We start from the raw sequence: 18,573 nt of genomic DNA on the forward strand, positions 1-18,573 counted from the left end.
TCTATTCGTCAATATTTACAACATGATTTCCATCAAAGAAATATAAACATTTTTCTTTCACAGGATGTTTTAAGCTTTTCTCGAGTGCTTTTGCATATAGTGAAAGCTGTACTTTGTATCGGTCTTCTAAAATTGGTTTCGCTTGATCAAATCCGCCTGGGAACTTTCCTTCAATCGTATCTGTTTTAAAGTCGATTAAAGTAATTCCGTCTTCCTCTTCGATCATGCAGTCGATAACCCCTTGGACAAGTATTGATTCGCCTTTCTTCCCTTGCCAATCTTGATACGCTTCTTCTGCTGAAAGCATCATCGTAAATGGTACTTCACGTTCAACACTTTTTGCTGCTAATACCCTTTTACCTAAGTCACTGTCAAAGAATGAAATTACCTTTTCAATCGCTATTTCTTCAGCTTGTTCAAATGTTAATAGTTCTTTATTTACCATTCTTGCAATTTGTTCTTGAAGAACTTCAATCGTAATTGGTTTCTTCAAATCTACATGCTGCATAACGGCATGGACTGCTGTTCCTCGCTCTGCGTATGTTAGCCCTTTTTTCTCCATAAAGCGCGGACGTGTTTTAATTGGTGCACGAAGTTTTTTAATAAAGGCGTTATCGCTACCTTCTTCAGATTGATAATTTCTCTTTATTTCTGTAACAGACTGCTTCGCACGGTGAGATGTCGCGTCCGCATACCCGTATTCCCACATCAATCTGTCGTACACTTCTTCTTTCCGTTCACTTTCTAACGGAACAGCTTTTTTATCACGAAGCGCTTCTAATAACTCTTGTTTCTCTTCTTGAACTGGTTCTGGTGCAAGTAAATCTTTTCCTTCAACAACTTCTACTTTCCAGCTAGCACTATATTCATAAATTTCGCCTGGAATATTTCCTTTTCCTAATTCAAGAAGCATTTCACTATCACGGTGTCTATATAAGGAAGGGGCAATCCAGTCTAAGTAGCAAGACGCTCCGGCACGAATATGGTCTGGTAATAACCATTCACTATGCTCTCTTGCATCGAGCCATTTTTCCATTTCTTTATTTGCATCTTTAACTGTTCCAATTAAAATTAACTTCTCTTTTGCACGTGTTAACGCTACGTATAGTACGCGCATTTCTTCCGCAATTAATTCCATCTTCATTTTACGCTTAATCGCTAGTTGCGATAATGTCGTATATTTAATTCGTTTACGAGGATCGATAAATTGTGAACCGAAACCGAAATCTTTATGAAGTAAGAAACGCTTCATTAAATCTTGTGTATTAAAACGGCGACCAAGTCCAGCTACAAATACGACTGGGAACTCTAGCCCTTTACTTTTATGAATCGTCATAATGCGAACAACATCTTCTTGTTCTCCGAGGGCTCTCGCCGTTCCCATATCATCTCCGCGTTCTAAAATACGCTCAATAAAGCGCAAGAAGCGGAATAATCCTCTAAACGATGTTGCTTCATATTGTCTTGCGCGGTCATATAGTACGCGTAAGTTTGCCTGCCTTTGCTTTCCGGCTGGTAAACCGCCGACAAAGTCGTAATAGCCTGTCTCACCGTATACTTTCCAAATTAAATCAGAAAGAGATTGTTGACGCGCAAATTCACGCCACCCTTGCAGTAAGTTATAAAACCACTCTAATTTATCATGCAGTTCTTGTTCTTCTTCAAGCGGCGCTCCCTTTAAGAATGAGCTCATCACTTCATAAAACGAGCCTTTCTTTCCATGAGCACGAAGCGTCGCAAGTTCTTCGTCATTTAGTCCAACGATCGGTGAACGAAGTACAGCTGCAAGCGGAATATCTTGCATCGGGTTATCAATGACGCGGAATACGTTCATCATAATATTTACTTCTGTCGCTTCAAAGTAACCAGTCGCAAGGTCAGCATATACCGGAATTCCTTGTAGTTTTAACTCTTCCATAATTTGCGGCGCCCATGGCATGGAGCGAAGTAAAATAACGAAATCACGATATTGCACTGGGCGCATACTATCAGTTTTACGATCATACACTTCATAGCCTGAATCGACCATTGCTTTAATACGCTGCGCCATAAGACGAGCTTCAAGCTGCGCTTTTTCTACTTCGGCACCTTCTTCACCGTCTTGCACTTCTTCCTCAGTTTGCTGAATACATAATAGCTCTGCCGCTACATCTTCACCTTCTGGATAGCTAGCACCTAGCTTTAATTCAGCGTCAGCATCATAATCGATTTCGCCGACTTCTTCGCCCATAATTTGTTTGAAAATAAAGTTCGTACCTGCTAGCACTTCATGACGGCTACGGAAGTTTTTCGCTAAGTCAATCTTCATTCCGCCGCCCGATCCTTCTTGTGTGAAACGTTTATATTTTCCTAAGAATAAACCAGGCTCTGCTAGTCGGAAACGATAGATTGACTGTTTTACGTCACCAACCATGAACAAGTTTCCTTCACTCTCAGAATCTTTCGTTACGAATTTAATAATTGATTCCTGTACGAAGTTCGTATCTTGATATTCATCAACTAGTACTTCAGCAAATTTATTACGATATTGAAGTGCTACTGCTGACGCCTTCATTTCACCGTCTTCACTTTGCTCACTTAAAATTTGCAAACAGAAATGCTCTAAATCTGTGAAATCGACCATTCCTTTATCTCGCTTAATCGCTTGGAAACGCTCTGTAAATACTTTTACAAGCTTCACGAGTTTTTCTAATACAGGATGCATATCTTGAAAATCCCGTAAGAAACTTTCGGGTCTGCGGCTAAATAGCTCTTCTTGTAATTTCTTCACTTCATCTTTCGCTTTATTACGAAGAGAATCTACTTGTTTTACAACATCTTCGTTGTAATCACTTTTTTTAATACGCTTTAACGTTTGCCACGATACATTTTGCATCGCTTCATAAACGCTTGTCCACGATCCACGCGCTGCTGAGGATAACGTTCCAAGTAAAGCTAAATCCGCTTGTAAAGTTTCAACGCGAGGCGCTGGACCATCAGGAAGCATTGCGAGTTCAGTCGCCTTACGAATATGCTTTTCCGCTGTTTCAAGCTGAAACTTCACATCTTCTAATAAGTAAGAAGCGTACACTAAATCTTCAATCGTCTTTCCTTCAACGTCGTATGCTTCTACTAATTTATCAAGCCACTTCTCCGGGTTTGGATGCGCCCTTGATTCTGTATGAAGCGCTAAAATCATTCGTTGTAAGTCATCGTCACTACGGTCACTCGTATAACGATCAACTAGTTCAAAGAAAATACTATTATCTTCGATTCCATATTCTTCTTCTAATATGTCATCTAGCACTTCTTCTTTTAATAACTCATTTTCTGTTTGGTTCGCAATACGAAAACGAGGATCGACATCAAGCATGTAATAATATCCTCTAATAACTTGTAAACAAAATGAATGAATTGTAGAAATGGAAGCTTTATTTAATAAGCTAAGCTGCTTTCTTATATGCTGTGAACCTGGCCCATCAATTAATACTTTTTCTAACGCTTCCCCAATTCGATTTTTCATTTCTTGCGCTGCTGCATTCGTAAATGTTACAACGAGCAGGCGGTCGACATCGACTGGATTTTCCTCACTTATAATCTTTTTAATAATACGTTCAACTAATACTGCAGTTTTCCCTGATCCAGCTGCCGCTGCGACTAAAATATCACGTCCGTTCGCTACAACCGCTTTCCACTGATCATTTGTCCATTGACTACCTTCTGGTTTCTGAGGCCAATTTTCTATCATTCTCCGCCAACCTCCTCTCTAATTTTCTCCATCGCTTCGCTATCTTTCATATCTTTTAACGTACGGAATTGGTTATCTTCAAGTGATTCATCAAATTGACAAACAGATTTGAAGTTACAGAACGTACATGCCGCTTTATTCCCCTTTTTGTAAGGAGCAATATCGATAACACCTTCTGTAATGTCTTTTCCGATATTTTCAAACGAGTGGTGTACATATTTTTGAAGTACGTTAAACTCTTGTTCACTTGCAATGCTAGAACGCGCACTAAAACTACCATCTTTTTTCAGACCAGCAGAAATAATATCAGAGCTTCCTGTTGAAAGTTTATTATCCATTAAACGCACAACGTCAGCATCTCCTAGTACGAGACCTTTCATTTTAAATTTCTTTAAAATTTCTTTCTCAATTTCTTCTTCAGATGCATCGCCTTTCATCTCAACAATCGGGTTATGAATATGGAAATACAATACACCCGCCGGTGATGCAGTACTGCCCTTTTTCATCCACGTATGTGCATTTGAAGTAACAACATCTAAATACGTTAACATTTGAAGTGCGAGTCCGTAATACACTTCTGTTAAATCTAACGCTTTCGAACTTGATTTATAATCAATAATACGAAGGAACGTACCACTCTCATCTTCCGCCTTATCAACACGGTCAATACGGCCAACTACTTCCATCTTCACACCATTTGGCAACGCAAATTCCATTGGCGGAAGAGATCCAGTCCCGCCCATACCGAACGGTACTTCTAAATCAACTGGTACAAATCCACTCGACTTCGCATGTTCACGAAGAATAAGTGACGTACGGAAAATGATTTGTTGTAGTTTTTGCTTTAAATAGAAATGACGGTTCGAACTTAATAAAATTTGTCTTTGTAATAACGGTGCAATTTCTTCTATTACTAAAGCAGAAAGGTGTTCACACTCTTTTATTGATAAATCCGCCCAAGTCCGATTTTCACGTAATAGCTTGTCTGCAATTCTCTTCAGCGCTGCATGGAATAGTTCACCGATATCTGGCGCATCAAGTTTGAAAATATCACGCTCTCTTAGTGATAAACCGTGCTGAGCAAAATGAGCGTACGCACAGCGATTAAATAGTTCCATACGAGAAACGCTTCCCTTAATTGTATCTCCATATAAATCCCTACTTACATCTGTACTTAGTTTCTGTGCACGATTTCGGTAGAATAAACTTGATAACACACGGCTACTTTTTTGCTTCCATTCATCTGAAGTAACGTAGAAGTTATATACGTCCCACCAAAAGTCTAAATTCCCTTCAAATCCGTATCGCTTCCACGTTTGCAGTTGCTGCATGACATAAGACAAAGTTACTTCTGGCGTTGCTACGTATGAAATTTGTTCCGAACGCGATAAGTCATTTACATCATTCGTAATAAACGATTCTTTCACATCAGGGAACATTCTTTTTATTTTCTTAATAAAGCTAGACGCAAGTAATGTCTTTCCTTCTTCATCCGCAAGCGGACAAGAAATGTATAACTTCTCAGATGCTCTCGTCACCATTTGATACATAACGAACTGTTCTTCTAATAAAGTTTGTCTCGTCGTTGGTGCTAATTCGATACCTGCAGCGGTGAGAACATTTCTTTCCTCATCAGAAAGCATACCTTCATCCATAGGCGCTGCTGGAATCACACCTTCGTTTACTCCAATAATGAACGTCGCTTTAATATCTGATAATCTAGAATGATCAATATTAGCAACTAACACTTGATCTAGTGACGGCGGAATGTTCGCAAATTGAAGTGCCTCAAGACCTGTCGACATAACCTCCGTAAACATTGAAAGGGACATCTTCTCTTCGCCAAGCATCTCAACGAACGTATCAAGAAGATTCATCACTTCTTCCCATACTTGCTCATGGTCTGTCGCAAATAAGAAATCTCCATTTTCTTCTGCACGAACACGTAATTCTTCTAGTTTTTTCGGAACGTCAAGCTCCTCTAAAAATAAATATACCGCTTCGCACATTTGCATAACTGTTCCAGCACGCTTCAGTCTTTTTTGCATACGAATAACTGGCGTTCTTACAACGTCGCGAAGTCGATTTATTTTCTCTTCCATTTCACGCTCACTGTCTGTTATCATTTCGCTCGCATCATCAAGAGAACGATAACGACGATACATCCACGGATCTTCAGAAGTCCATCTCTTCCCTTGTACACCGTACGCTAAACAGTAGTTTTCAAACTCATCCATCTCTTCGCGCATCGCTTCTTTTCTTGCATCTAATGGATATAAAAGCTCTGTTTTCACGCAGCGGAATACTGCATCATAACGCCAATTCCCGCTAATAATCTCGAGTGCAGAACGAATACATTCTACTAGCGGATGATGTGACATTGGGCGTTTTTCATCGATGAAATGCGGGATATTATAATCCGTAAATAACGTTCGCATTACGTCGTAATAACTTTCTCCGTTACGAAGAAGGACTGCGATATCTCGGTAACGATAGTCTTCATCCGCCACAAGTCTTCTAATTTCACGAGCTACACCTTCTACTTCAGCTCGTAAATTAGCTGCTGTACTAATTGTTACACTCGCTTCACCATGATACTTTTCATTCGGACGCGCTTCATAATGCGTTTCTAAATGAGCTAATGCTGGAGAATGAAAACGCGGTTGTTCCATAAGTGGAATTGTTTTTTCAATTTCTATTTTCTCTTCACGCGCTACTTGTTTTATTCTTTCATACGTTAACGTCGTTTCATAAAATAAATCTAGTTCATTCACTGGCTGCGCTAACGTTTTTTCATCTATCATTAATGTTATTGTTACTCTAGTTCCCAATCTCATTAGCCCTCTTACAATTTCTAGCTCTTGAGGAGAAAATGAATGGAATCCATCTATATAAATTTCCGCGCCTTTTACATACTCAGAGTCTGAAAGCTTCTCAATTAATAATTGTAAGTAGTCTTCTGAATCTAAATACTTTCCGATTAAAGCACGTTCAAAATCATCATATAATAACTGTAAATCATACACTTTATTCGCTAGTAGCTTTTGCTCTGCACTACTGCTATGCGTGTCTAATTGTTGCCACATTTCATATACGTTAGACGGCGTCACATTGTAACGTTTAAACTCAGCAATCATACTACCAAGATGTTCAAAGAAACCGTTTTGCTCCGCTGCTTTTTGAAACACAGATAGTCCATCTTTACGAGATTCTACAATTTTACGAAGCAACATATGTACACCAGCTTCATCAATATGAAGACGACTCGCTCCGCCAACTTCTTGCAGCACCTTCCACGCTAATCGCGAAAAACTAAAAACTTGTGCCCGAATAGAACCTCTTACATCTTCGCTCCCAATTAACGCCTGCTGCGTTTGGAATGTCATCTGTTCTGGCACAAGATATAATATTGTTTTCCCTCTTGGGCGCTGTTTTAACTCTTCTTGCACTTCGTGTAAACAAAGTGTACTTTTTCCACTTCCAGCTCTACCAATCACAAATCGAAGCGACATGAAACCCCCACCTTTCACTTACATAACGAACGTTAGTTTGCTATCACAATTGTATTATAGGACGATAAAAAAGACAAACATACTCGTTTGTCTTTTCCTTATACTTCATTTTATTATATCAGCCTTTTGAGAAATTCGTTTGTACCTCTTGAATCGGCCAATATCGTAAATCAACTTTACCGACAACTGTATCAGCTTTCACAAAGCCGAAGTGCCTACTATCCCAGCTACCAAGGCGGTTGTCACCAACTACAAAAATAGAACCGGGTGGTACAAACTTTTCTTTCGTTAACTCTTCTAGTTTAAAATCGCCTGTTAATTGCCGTCCATTTGTCTCTTTCTTATACGTCTCTAAATAAGGTTCATCCACGAATTGTCCGTTTATATATAATTTATCATGCTTATATTCGATATGATCCCCAGGTAAACCGATAATTCGCTTTACATAGTCCTCTTTTTTATTCGCATGAAAAACGACGACATCAAATCGATTCAAGTCCCCTACTTGATAACTCACCTTATTCACAACGAGCATATTTCCATCTTGCAATGTCGGCATCATTGACTTCCCCTCTACAACGTACGTTGAAAAGAAAAACGTTCGAAAAAATACAGCTAATAGTACACCAATTAAAATTGTTCTTACCCACTCTAGCCCTTCTTTTTTCAAAGTTTTCTTCATTCGCTTCTCCCCTCGCCCTTTAATGATGAAGCTTATCTTTACAAAGAAGACTTTTCCTAATGTAGTTCTAACTTTACTTCAATTTTTTTACCGACATACCATAAAATAAAAATAACAACGCCCACAATAACCGATTTCACCGGCTTATGAATAAATGACACTAAATCATGACCGATATACGTTAAAATAAAGATCATAACAAGCTTTCCAAATGCTAATGCTAGTCCAAACTGTTTTACGCTAATGCGAGATAAACCAGCTACAACGTTTATAAGCGCAGATGGTGTGAACGGAAAACAAAATATAACAAAGATTGGCGCGAACCCTTTTCTTTCAATCCATCCCATCGCTTTTCGCACTCTCTCATGCTTATTTACAAAAGAAAAGAAACGACTTCTTCCAAAGCTACGAATAATGAAAAATACAAGCATTGCACCAATTACTGACCCAATCCATGAATAAAGAAAACCGAACCAAAAACCAAATGCAACAGCATTCGCCAACACAAACACAATGAGTGGCAATGCCGGAATAAGCGCCTCTATCATCGGTAAGCCAATACCGAGAAGCGGTCCGAATGCACGATAACTTTCAACAATATGATCCATATTTTCTGGTGAAAAATACTCTTTGATCGTTTGAAAATCCATTCTACACTTTACCCCTTTACTCTAATTACTACCTCTACTGTATCATTGCTTAAATGAAAGAGGAAATGGTAGATACGACATATGGAGATGTATTTATTAAAGTTTCCATATCATTCGCTAGAATTCCTTCATTATTATGCTATGATAATCTTTCAATATTCGACAAGGTTTGTTGTACGTTTGGTTGTTTGAGAAACAATATTTTTTGATGATTTTTTCGGTAAATGAAATTACACTGGTGATTTTCTGAATACATCGACCACAATTTGATTTTTATCGACTTTCCGACAAAAACAGACAAATAAAAAGGATGAGTCTCCCCATCCTTTCCCTCTCACACTTCGCCTTCCTTCACAAAATACACTTTCTCATATGCTGGTGTTAATTTAGATTCTTCATTTTTATCAATCTCTTTAAAGCAAGGATTTCCTTGTTTTTTCTTACGATCTTCATACTCTGTCCGTAATTTCGCTGTACGATTTTGCTGATTTTCAAAGCTACTTTTTGACATTTCTAGTTTCACAGCGAAACCATTTATAAATCTAATAATAAGATTTCCATCTTTTAATTCTTTATTATCTTCAATATGAAAATGAGATAACCACGCACACTCTTTTCGAGAATAAGAATACGTAGGGAAAAAATAAAGTTGATCTGTCGGGCTAATTGCGATAGGAGCTTTATGTGTAATACGAGTTAACTCCTTCGTTCCTTCTTTTCTTCCAAAGAAACTAGAACCATGCTTCCGGCAACTTCTCTCTATAATATCAAGAGGCTTTTGAAATACGAAAAAAGAATCTTCCATTTCTACAATTCGCGTAACAACTTTCTTTTCTCCTAGAACAACAGGAAGTAAGGCCATTGTATTTTTGCTTACAACATAGTTTTCGACATAACGTTCTACTTTACTTTCCATAGTCTACTGTCTGCTACTACAAATATAGGCAAATGTATATCCTTAGAGTATGTAGTTTTTGCACGCTAAGAATATTTTTATCTATACTCGCTCTTTTGTTAGTAACAGATTTTTCACCTCTCTTTTTTAAATTTTCGATTGCTATTTAATTTCCCTTCTTCATTTCCCTTTTATAGTAGCACCTACGAAAAGGAAATGGTTTACATTCTGCGATTCTTTACAAATACTTATAATAAATCAAATATAATACAAATACGTTAATAACAATATATGGATATCAAAAGAATAATCTGTATAAAAAGAGGATTCTATATACGAAAAAAGAATTTATATCATTTGTAATATGTTTAACACATTCCCCTTTTCATATAATTACAGCAATTAATTTTGCTATAATTAAAATATAAATCAAATATATGGAGGTCTCTCATGGAAGAAAAGCAAGATCATCCAACAATTCAAATGAAAAATAGTAGCATTGTTATCGTAAAAAATTCAGCGAGTATTATATTCGGTTTATTTTTTATTTTACTGTTCTTCGCGAAGCCTTTTCGTAAATCTAAATGTCCAGAATGCAAGAAACGTGAAAAGAAAAAAGCTGTGAAAGAACACTAAAAGGCCTTCCTTTACGGAAAGCCCTTTTTACATACTGATTACCATTTCCTTCATTCTTCTTCATCCTCAAAAAAACCTACTATTTTTTCTTCCAAGATTCTCTGTATCTCTTTCAACCTGTACTATGATTATATATGGTTCTTGATCTAAATACCGAGAATGAGACTTCCTCAAATCAATTACCGTCACTTTATCATTTTCATAAGTTTTCGAGTACGCCTTTATTTCTTCAATCGTACTTTTTAGGCTGTCTTTATTACTAATATAAATATCGTATATCTCAACAACAAAAAAAGGATGGCATAAGCCATCCTTTTTTCTATAATAAACTATAAAATTATAGTTTGATTACGTTTTTAGCTTGAGGTCCACGGTTGCCATCTTCGATTTCGAAGCTAACTTTTTGGCCTTCTTCTAAAGATTTGAAACCATCAGTTTCGATTGCAGAGAAATGTACGAATACATCGTTTTCGCCTGGAACTTCGATGAAACCGAAGCCTTTTTCGTTGTTAAACCATTTTACTTGTCCTGTAACTGTCATAATTATTTCCTCCTACGAAAATACATTTTATTTAGTCTTCATGTATAAAAAAAGAATCCACACATTATCAAATTCGAAACATAAACTAGTTCTCACATACTTTTTCCCGTTTGTTTTCGGCATTTGATAATATATGGATTGCTTAATTTAATTATTCAACTGGTATTATCATAACACACTTAAAATAGAATGTACAATCTTTTTAAAAATAAAATTTCTAAATTTTAGTATTTCTTATAAAATATAACCACACCTATTCTAATAAGGAGGCGTGTATGACAGAAATAATCCCTAAAAAAACATTAAAGAGAATTGAAAAAGATATTGAAAATAACAACCTTGGAAAAGCAAGAGATAGATTACACGGATTAATCACTACTTATCCGAATGAATTAGCACTTAGGAAAAAACTCGGTGACATTTACTTTACATTACAATACCCAGAAATGGCTGGACGGTATTGGTATCTTGAAAAAGAGAAAACAGATGTTATGCACGCGGCCTGTCTACAATTTGAAAAATCGATGGGAAACGACTCTTATCATATTGTACGTGCTTTAAAATTCAAAGGAGATCGTAACATTATTACAGGACTACACACCGAACGTCCCTTACAGCCATTGCAGAAAAAAGTGATAGAGGAACTAATTGATGATTATGAAGAAACATGGAAAGACAAACTATTTACATGGGGCTGTCTATCATTATTCGCATTCCTTCTTTTTACTGCTATCGTTGGTATATTCACTATATTGGATTGGATATTTTAAATAGAAGTGAACGTCCCACAATACGACGACAAATAAAATTACATCAACTTTCCGACAAAGTTTAACAATGTCAGCGACGTAATAATAAATAAGAAAAGTGCCCCAAAAATATTTTTTGGGGCACCTACTTATACCTTTATTTCGTAAACTGTTCTTCTTCTGTGGATCCTTTTAGAGCAGTCGTTGATGAAGTACCGCCTGTAATCACTTGTGCTACTTCATCAAAGTATCCTGTTCCTACTTCGCGTTGATGGCGCGTTGCAGAGTAACCGTATTTCTCTGCTGCGAACTCTGCTTGTTGTAATTCAGAGTACGCTGCCATGCCGCGCTCTTTATAACCACGCGCTAATTCAAACATGCCGTAATTTAATGAATGGAATCCAGCAAGCGTTACGAACTGGAATTTATAACCGTACGATGCAATTTCTTTTTGGAAGCTTGCAATCGTTTTTTCATCTAATTTTTGTTTCCAGTTAAAAGAAGGGGAACAGTTGTAAGCAAGTAGCTTCCCTGGATATTTCTTATGAATTGCGTCCGCAAAGCGTTTTGCATCTTCTAAATTTGGCTCCGACGTTTCACACCAAACGAGATCTGCATACGGCGCATACGCTAAACCACGTGCAATTGCTTGATCAAGACCTGCTTTCGTATGATAAAACCCTTCTGGCGTTCTTTCACCTGTAATAAACTCTTGATCAACTGGATCGATATCGCTCGTAATTAAATCTGCCGCATCTGCATCTGTTCTTGCGACGATAATTGTTGGTACACCCATTACATCCGCAGCAAGACGTGCCGAAATTAAATTACGCACCGCTGTTTGCGTCGGTAATAATACTTTTCCGCCTAAATGCCCGCATTTTTTCTCTGAAGATAATTGGTCTTCAAAGTGCACGCCAGATGCACCCGCTTCAATCATCCCTTTCATTAATTCAAATACGTTTAACTGTCCACCAAACCCAGCTTCAGCATCCGCCACAATTGGAACGAAATAATCCGTATCACCGCTACCTTCCATATGCTGAATTTGATCAGCACGTTGAAGTGTTTGGTTAATTCGTTTTACAACAGCTGGCACACTGTTCGCTGGGTATAAGCTTTGGTCAGGATACATATGTCCAGAAAGGTTCGCATCTGCCGCTACTTGCCAACCGCTTAAATAAATTGCTTTTAATCCAGCCTTCACTTGTTGCATCGCTTGGTTTCCTGTTAATGCCCCAAGTGCATTAATATAATCTTCTGTATGAAGTGATTTCCAAAGCTTCTCTGCACCGCAGCGCGCTAACGTATGTTCAATATCAATCGATCCGCGCAGACGAATTACATCTTCAGCTGTATATGGACGTGTTACCCCTTTCCAGCGCGTATCTAGTTCCCAGCTTTCCTGCAATTTATCAATTCTTTCGTTTTTCATATGTTCCATCCCCTTTTCTTGTTTCTTATAAAATTTCATAACCCGGTAATGTTAAAAACGGCATGAACTCGTTATTACGAACAAGGTTTGTAAACAGTTTTGTAGCTTCTTCAAATCTCCCCTTATTAAATGCTTCCTGACCAATCTCTCTTTCTATTTTTGCTAGTTCTTCTTCTTTCAATTCTTCCATCAATTTAAAAGTGATATTACGGCCATCACTTAGCTTTCCACCCTCATGACGAATCCACTGCCATACTTGTGCTCTTGATATTTCCGCTGTTGCCGCATCTTCCATTAAGTTATAAATTGGAGCTGCTCCTCTCCCGCTTAACCAAGATGCAATATATTGAATACCGACGTTAATATTCGTGCGAAGACCACCTTCTGTAATCGTTCCCATCGGTACTTCTAATAAATCATTTTCTGTTACACGTATTTCTTCACGCTTTCTAAAAATTTGATTTGGCGTTTTCATTATGTGATTAAATACTTCCATTGCAACCGGTACAAGTCCCGGGTGGGCAACCCAAGTCCCATCATGACCGTCTAAAGCTTCGCGCTCCTTATCAGCACGCACTTTCTCGAAAGCAGCCTCATTTGCTTCTGGATCATTTTTAATTGGGATTTGCGCCGCCATCCCTCCGATTGCTGGCGCGTTACGACGATGACACGTTTGAATAACTTTCAAAGAATACGCGCGCATAAACGGCGCTGTCATCGTGACTTGCGCTCTATCCGGAAGTAAAAATTCATTATGATTACGGAAGCTCTTTAAGAAACTAAATATATAATCCCATCGTCCGCAGTTTAAACCAGCAGAATGATCTCTTAGTTCATACAAAATTTCATCCATTTCAAATGAAGCGTGAATCGTTTCTATTAACACAGTCGCTTTAATCGTTCCGTTCGGAATGCCGATATACTTTTGAGCGAATATGAAAACGTCATTCCATAATCTTGCCTCTAAGTAACTTTCCATTTTCGGTAAGTAAAAGTACGGGCCACTTCCTTTTGCTAAAAGCACCTTTGCATTATGGAAAAAGTACAAGCCAAAATCTACTAAACTGCCAGACATGTTCTTGCCGTCAACTTGCATATGTTTTTCTTCTAAATGCCACCCTCTCGGACGCACAATTAATACAGCTGTTTTACTATTTAAACGATATTCTTTTCCGTTTTCATTTTTATGTGAGATCGTTCCCTTACTCGCATCTCGTAAGTTAATTTGACCTTCGACAGCATTTCTCCAAGTTGGTGCATTCGAATCTTCAAAGTCTGCCATAAAAAGATGTGCTCCTGAATTTAAAGCGTTAATGACCATCTTTCTATCCACCGGCCCAGTAATCTCCACGCGGCGATCCTCTAAATCTTTCGGAAGCTGGGCGATTGTCCAATCCCCTTCACGTATATGCTTTGTTTCTTCTAAAAACTTAGGAAACTCCCCTGCATCAATTCTTTTTTGTTTCTCCACACGCTTTTTTAAAAGTTCCGTGCGGCGTTCATTGAAATTTTCATGCAGTTCCTTTAAAAAACTAAGCGCCTCAGGTGTCAATATTTCGTTGTACGCTGGTAACATTTCTCCGGCCAGTGTAACCCGTGAAGTTTGCGTCGACATATTAGCATCCCCTTCTTAAACTGTCTTATAACAGATTTGATTTTATGTTTTATATTATATAACAAATCTTCAGAAAAGGAAGTTTTTTTGAAAATTTAATGGTTTTTTTACAAAACTGTATTCTTCCACCGGCATTACACATAAAAAAGGAGCCGGTGTTATACAACACCGGCTCCTTTTTTATTATTTATTTAAACATTGAATTAAATAAGAACTGCGCATATTGTTCACGTGTTACTTTCATGTTCGGAGCGAAGTTACCCTTTCCATCTCCTACTGAAATACCATTTGAACCTACTGCATTAATCGCATTTTCTGCCCAATGTCCCTTTGGTACATCTTTAAATCCTGCTGGTCCTTGTACCTTTAACCCAAATGCTCTTGTAAGAACTTGTGCCATTTCTGCACGTGTTAATGTAGCTTTTGGTCTGAAGTTTCCATTCTCGTCACCTGTAAAGATACCTAATTCTGTTACCGCTAAAACTTCAAAAGGAAACATCGTTGAGTTATCATCAACAATATCATTATACGGGCTTTCTAATACCTCATCTTCACCAAATTCTTCATCAAGATCCAGTGCACGATAAATTAAAGCAGCTACTTGTTCACGAGTTACATTATTCCCAAAACCAAACACGCCATTTCCGTAACCAAGCATAATTTCTTGTTCTGCTAAAGTTTGAATTGCTTCATAAGACCAATGTCCTGCTGGTACATCTTTAAATGTAACAGGAGCAGCTTGTTGTTGTTTCACAGCTACTTCAGCATTTGCTGTAGTACCTTGTCCGCTTAACCCAATTCCACCCATAATTGTTAAAGCTGTTGCTACTTTTAAAATCTTTTTCTTCACTGTATTCTCTCCCTAAAAAAACATATTTTTTTCTAATATAAAGAATTTATGGAAAAGTAACAATACACTTATCCATATAATGTTTGTCTAATTTGTGAACTGTATTTCATATACTTATCTTTATACTTAATTAACAATAAAGTTACTAAATCATACTTTTTCCTCATAAAAAGTAACTATAATTAACCTGTTTTTTTCCATAAATACTAACCGCCGAACTATGAACAGCAGAATAAATATACAGATAAACAATTTAAAATAAGAAAAAAGCGCGTAATTTCCGCGCTTTTTTTTAAAGAGATATGATATATTAATATAATTTTATTTTTCTTGTACTATATTTTTAAAAACTTCCGTTTCATGTTATTCATCTTTCAAATGAAAATTAATAATAGCTTTATATAAAAATGTTGCATATTGCTCACGTGTTACAATTTTATGCGGTTCAAACTTTCCATTTCCTGTTCCTACTATGACATTATTAGATTGCAAGGCACTAATTGCATTTTTCGCCCAGTAATTATTTGGTACATCTTTAAATGTATGCTGTTGCTTCACTTCAAAGGAATATGTCTGTGTAAGAACTTGCGCTACTTCTGCACGTGTTATTGTTTCTCTAGGTCTAAAGTTCCCCTTCTCATCACCTTTAAAAATACCGCGTTCTGTTAATGCTAAAATTTCATTTGGAAACATTGTTGATCTTTCAGAAATATCATTATACGGATTTTTTAACGGTCCTTCATGTTTTATATTAAGTGCGCGATACAGTATTGCCGCCACTTGTTCACGTGTTACGTTATCACCTACACCAAACTTTCCATTTCCATAACCTAGCATAATTTTATTATATGCCGCATCTAGAATATAATCATATGCCCAATGGTTTACTGGGACATCGTCAAATACAATCATTTCAGGATATTCTTCTGCTTTTATGTTAGGAACATTTGCACTTACCAATAATCCACCCATAATAGTCGCTGCCGCCATTATACGGAACATTTTTTTCTTCATAGTCCTCGCTCCTTCATTTCCACTTTATTAAAAGTGGAACATAATAGACTAAATTCTTTCCCCATATTACATATGCTGTATTTGCAAGCCCTATGTAATATATTGCATTTTTAACATCTATTATTTTGAAGATTACTAGGAGAGCCAATTCGCTCTCAATTCCAATTGGTATTCTGAATTGCATGCAAATCATTTGAAGATATATTCTCATCTTTGCGCTCTAGTTTCTCTGTTTGATTTTCAAAAAGGATAAACAAAAGCTTTTGCAAAGATGTTATATATACAATATTCTACTATCTACTAATCAAGTCCTTCACTTATAAAAATTTCACTTTATAGACAAAAAAAGCGCAAATATCATATTTGCGCTTTTTTCGAGCTTCATAGATTAGTCGTTTGCGTAGAATCTATGAATTGCATTATTTAAGAACCTCGCATACTGTTCACGGGTTACAAGTTTTTCTCGTTCAAATAAAGTGAAACTTTAATCAGTGGGGGTTTTGCTCATCCCCCACTGATTATTGGCTCTCACCAATCGGGCGTTTACGGGCAGCAGGGCTCCCACCTAACTTCTTTGCTCCACCTGAATTTTGAGGCGGGAGTTTTACTGCCCACAAATAGCGGGATAAACCATTACCAGTTCCAACTATAGCTTTATTAGATTGTAAGGTGCTTATCGCATCTTTAGCCCAATCGTTTTCTGGTATGTCAGTAAATGTATGTTTTTCTTTCACTTAGAAAACCTTTATTTCTAAAAACTTCATCTTTCAGACAAAAAAGTACAAGTATAATTTAAAATGTACCCTATAGAATAGACACTGAAAAAAAAGTCTATTCTATAGGGTATTTCTTGTATAATGAGAGAAAATTGGGATCGGAGAAAGTTCAAAATGACAAAAAAGCTATTTACAGAAAGAGACATTCAAATTCTATCAAATAACCCCTACATAAAATCTGTAAGTCAGAAAGGTATCACTTATACAGATGAATTTAAGCGTATTTTTATTGAGGAAAATGAGAAAGGAAAACTACCTCGAAATATTTTTGAAGAATGTGGTTTTGATATAGATATGATTGGAATGAAACGAATTATGTCATCAGGAAGTAGATGGCGTGCTGCTTACAGAAAAAATGGTGTATTTGGTTTGCGAGATACACGCCAAAACGCGGGAAGAACTCTTGAGAGAGAGCTTACGTTAGAAGAGAAGTATGCTCGTTTAGAAGCCGAACGGAACTTACTAAAGGCAGAAAATGAATTGTTAAAAAAGATCAAACTTATGGAAGGGAGGATGAGAAGGAAATAACTTTATCACCTAGTCAGAAATATATCCTGATTCGTTCTGTCATCATAAAATATAACTTAAGAAATATGGTGAGTTATTTGTGTAAAGTAGCTGGTGTATCCCGTTCGGGATACTATAATTATTTTTCCATTTCATCTCAAGAACAACGGAAACAAAAGAACAATCAAGATGAAATCGTGAAAGAAATCATATTAAAAGCACTTCGATTTAGAAATCGAAAGAAAGGGGCTCGTCAAATAAAAATGACATTGGTGGGTCATTTTCAAGTTGTCTACAATTTAAAGCGTATCCGTAGAATCATGAAAAAATATGAGATTGTCTGTCCGATTCGGAAAGCAAATCCTTATAAAAGAATGCTGAAAGCTTCAAAAGAACATCGAGTAGTGCCGAATCAATTAAATCGAGAATTTAAACAAAACACCCCAGGAAAAACACTTCTTACAGATATCACTTATTTAGTTTACGGTAAGAATAAAAGAGCTTATTTATCTACAATTTTAGACGGCTCAACCAATGAAATTTTAGCTTACCATGTTTCAGAACAGATGACATTAGACCTCGTAACAACAACTCTTCATAAACTAAAACGGAATAAGAGGATTCGATTGACTGAAGGTGCATATATTCATTCAGATCAAGGAGCCCACTATACACAAGCCCTACCTACCAAAAATTAGTCAAAAAGCTAAAGCTCGGACAATCTATGTCAAGAAGAGGGAACTGTTGGGATAACGCTCCACAAGAATCATTTTTTGGTCATCTGAAAGATGAAGCACATATAAAACCTTGCGAGTCTTTTACTGAGTTGAAACAAGAGATTAAGAAATATATGACGTACTATAATCACTATAGATATCAATGGAATTTAAAAAAGATGACTCCTGTTGGATACAGAAATCATCTTCTTGATGTTGCCTAACTTTTTTAAAAATGTCCTTTACAAAGGGTACAGATTAATCTACT

Annotated in this window: 12 protein-coding genes and 4 pseudogenes; 3 read left to right on the forward strand and 13 right to left on the reverse strand. The window is 36.9% G+C overall.

Annotated elements, in window-relative coordinates; all coding sequences use genetic code 11:
* Position 1 precedes the first annotated feature (1 nt).
* The 6 genes and pseudogenes from addA to JFU20_RS09420 all read right to left on the reverse strand — a co-directional run.
* Complete coding sequence (addA, locus tag JFU20_RS09395; protein WP_002166157.1) at positions 2–3,727, reverse strand: helicase-exonuclease AddAB subunit AddA; 3,726 nt, start codon at positions 3,725–3,727, stop codon at positions 2–4.
* Positions 3,724–7,239 carry a helicase-exonuclease AddAB subunit AddB gene (gene addB / locus JFU20_RS09400; RefSeq protein ID WP_201038560.1) on the reverse strand — a complete coding sequence of 1,172 codons (3,516 nt, stop codon included), beginning with the start codon at positions 7,237–7,239 and terminating at the stop codon, positions 3,724–3,726. The genes addA and addB overlap by 4 nt, the downstream gene beginning before the upstream one ends.
* A gap of 118 nt (positions 7,240–7,357) precedes the next feature.
* Complete coding sequence (gene lepB, locus JFU20_RS09405; RefSeq protein WP_002011277.1) at positions 7,358–7,921, reverse strand: signal peptidase I; 564 nt, start codon at positions 7,919–7,921, stop codon at positions 7,358–7,360.
* 56 nt (positions 7,922–7,977) lie between these two features.
* Positions 7,978–8,571 carry a TVP38/TMEM64 family protein gene (locus tag JFU20_RS09410; RefSeq protein WP_002011278.1) on the reverse strand — a complete coding sequence of 198 codons (594 nt, stop codon included), beginning with the start codon at positions 8,569–8,571 and terminating at the stop codon, positions 7,978–7,980.
* 334 nt (positions 8,572–8,905) lie between these two features.
* Positions 8,906–9,487, reverse strand: a complete 582-nt coding sequence (locus JFU20_RS09415) for a competence protein ComK (RefSeq protein WP_002011279.1) — start codon at positions 9,485–9,487, stop codon at positions 8,906–8,908.
* A 49-nt stretch (positions 9,488–9,536) separates the two neighbouring features.
* Positions 9,537–9,623, reverse strand: a pseudogene (locus tag JFU20_RS09420) (RNA-guided endonuclease TnpB family protein); the annotation flags it as partial.
* Between the two features lie 293 nt (positions 9,624–9,916).
* On the opposite strand from JFU20_RS09420, the gene JFU20_RS09425 reads away from it, so the two are divergent.
* Positions 9,917–10,102 (forward strand): hypothetical protein, encoded by a 186-nt coding sequence (locus tag JFU20_RS09425; RefSeq protein WP_002011281.1) that lies wholly within the window; start codon positions 9,917–9,919, stop codon positions 10,100–10,102.
* A gap of 50 nt (positions 10,103–10,152) precedes the next feature.
* Here JFU20_RS09425 and JFU20_RS30160 read toward each other — a convergent pair.
* Positions 10,153–10,381: pseudogene (locus JFU20_RS30160) on the reverse strand (hypothetical protein).
* 58 nt (positions 10,382–10,439) lie between these two features.
* On the reverse strand, positions 10,440–10,643 hold the full coding sequence (gene cspA / locus JFU20_RS09430; RefSeq protein WP_002011282.1) for an RNA chaperone/antiterminator CspA: 204 nt from the start codon (positions 10,641–10,643) through the stop codon (positions 10,440–10,442).
* A gap of 275 nt (positions 10,644–10,918) precedes the next feature.
* Between cspA and JFU20_RS09435 the strand changes: the two genes are divergently transcribed.
* The gene (locus JFU20_RS09435) at positions 10,919–11,413 is read left to right on the forward strand and encodes a DUF6584 family protein (protein ID WP_002011284.1); all 495 of its coding nucleotides are present in this window, start codon (positions 10,919–10,921) and stop codon (positions 11,411–11,413) included.
* Between the two features lie 136 nt (positions 11,414–11,549).
* On the opposite strand, the gene aceA is transcribed toward JFU20_RS09435, so the two are convergent.
* From aceA to JFU20_RS30165, 5 genes and pseudogenes are all read right to left on the reverse strand, one after another.
* A complete protein-coding gene (gene aceA, locus JFU20_RS09440; RefSeq protein ID WP_002166159.1) occupies positions 11,550–12,827 on the reverse strand; it encodes an isocitrate lyase in 1,278 nt (425 codons plus the stop codon).
* A 25-nt stretch (positions 12,828–12,852) separates the two neighbouring features.
* A complete protein-coding gene (gene aceB / locus JFU20_RS09445) occupies positions 12,853–14,442 on the reverse strand; it encodes a malate synthase A (RefSeq protein ID WP_002166160.1) in 1,590 nt (529 codons plus the stop codon).
* A 187-nt stretch (positions 14,443–14,629) separates the two neighbouring features.
* On the reverse strand, positions 14,630–15,292 hold the full coding sequence (locus JFU20_RS09450; RefSeq protein ID WP_002011289.1) for an S-layer homology domain-containing protein: 663 nt from the start codon (positions 15,290–15,292) through the stop codon (positions 14,630–14,632).
* A 363-nt stretch (positions 15,293–15,655) separates the two neighbouring features.
* Positions 15,656–16,306: an S-layer homology domain-containing protein gene (locus tag JFU20_RS09455; protein ID WP_002011291.1), complete on the reverse strand. Its 651-nt coding sequence runs from the start codon at positions 16,304–16,306 to the stop codon at positions 15,656–15,658.
* Between the two features lie 629 nt (positions 16,307–16,935).
* Positions 16,936–17,040, reverse strand: a pseudogene (locus tag JFU20_RS30165) (S-layer homology domain-containing protein); the annotation flags it as partial.
* 156 nt (positions 17,041–17,196) lie between these two features.
* Here JFU20_RS30165 and JFU20_RS09465 point away from each other — a divergent pair.
* Positions 17,197–18,529: pseudogene (locus JFU20_RS09465) on the forward strand (IS3 family transposase).
* Positions 18,530–18,573 lie beyond the last annotated feature (44 nt).

Origin of the sequence: Bacillus sp. TH30, assembly GCF_016650875.1 — a bacterium.
GTDB classification, from domain to species: domain Bacteria; phylum Bacillota; class Bacilli; order Bacillales; family Bacillaceae_G; genus Bacillus_A; species Bacillus_A mycoides.

Coding starts and splice junctions, on each gene's coding strand:
- addA (WP_002166157.1), bottom strand. CDS start 3,727: ATGATAGAAAATTGGCCTCAGAAACCAGAAGGTAGTCAATGGACAAAT.
- addB (WP_201038560.1), bottom strand. CDS start 7,239: ATGTCGCTTCGATTTGTGATTGGTAGAGCTGGAAGTGGAAAAAGTACA.
- JFU20_RS09455 (WP_002011291.1), bottom strand. CDS start 16,306: ATGAAGAAAAAAATGTTCCGTATAATGGCGGCAGCGACTATTATGGGT.
- aceB (WP_002166160.1), bottom strand. CDS start 14,442: ATGTCGACGCAAACTTCACGGGTTACACTGGCCGGAGAAATGTTACCA.
- JFU20_RS09410 (WP_002011278.1), bottom strand. CDS start 8,571: ATGGATTTTCAAACGATCAAAGAGTATTTTTCACCAGAAAATATGGAT.
- JFU20_RS09435 (WP_002011284.1), top strand. CDS start 10,919: ATGACAGAAATAATCCCTAAAAAAACATTAAAGAGAATTGAAAAAGAT.
- cspA (WP_002011282.1), bottom strand. CDS start 10,643: ATGACAGTTACAGGACAAGTAAAATGGTTTAACAACGAAAAAGGCTTC.
- lepB (WP_002011277.1), bottom strand. CDS start 7,921: ATGAAGAAAACTTTGAAAAAAGAAGGGCTAGAGTGGGTAAGAACAATT.
- JFU20_RS09415 (WP_002011279.1), bottom strand. CDS start 9,487: ATGGAAAGTAAAGTAGAACGTTATGTCGAAAACTATGTTGTAAGCAAA.
- JFU20_RS09425 (WP_002011281.1), top strand. CDS start 9,917: ATGGAAGAAAAGCAAGATCATCCAACAATTCAAATGAAAAATAGTAGC.
- aceA (WP_002166159.1), bottom strand. CDS start 12,827: ATGAAAAACGAAAGAATTGATAAATTGCAGGAAAGCTGGGAACTAGAT.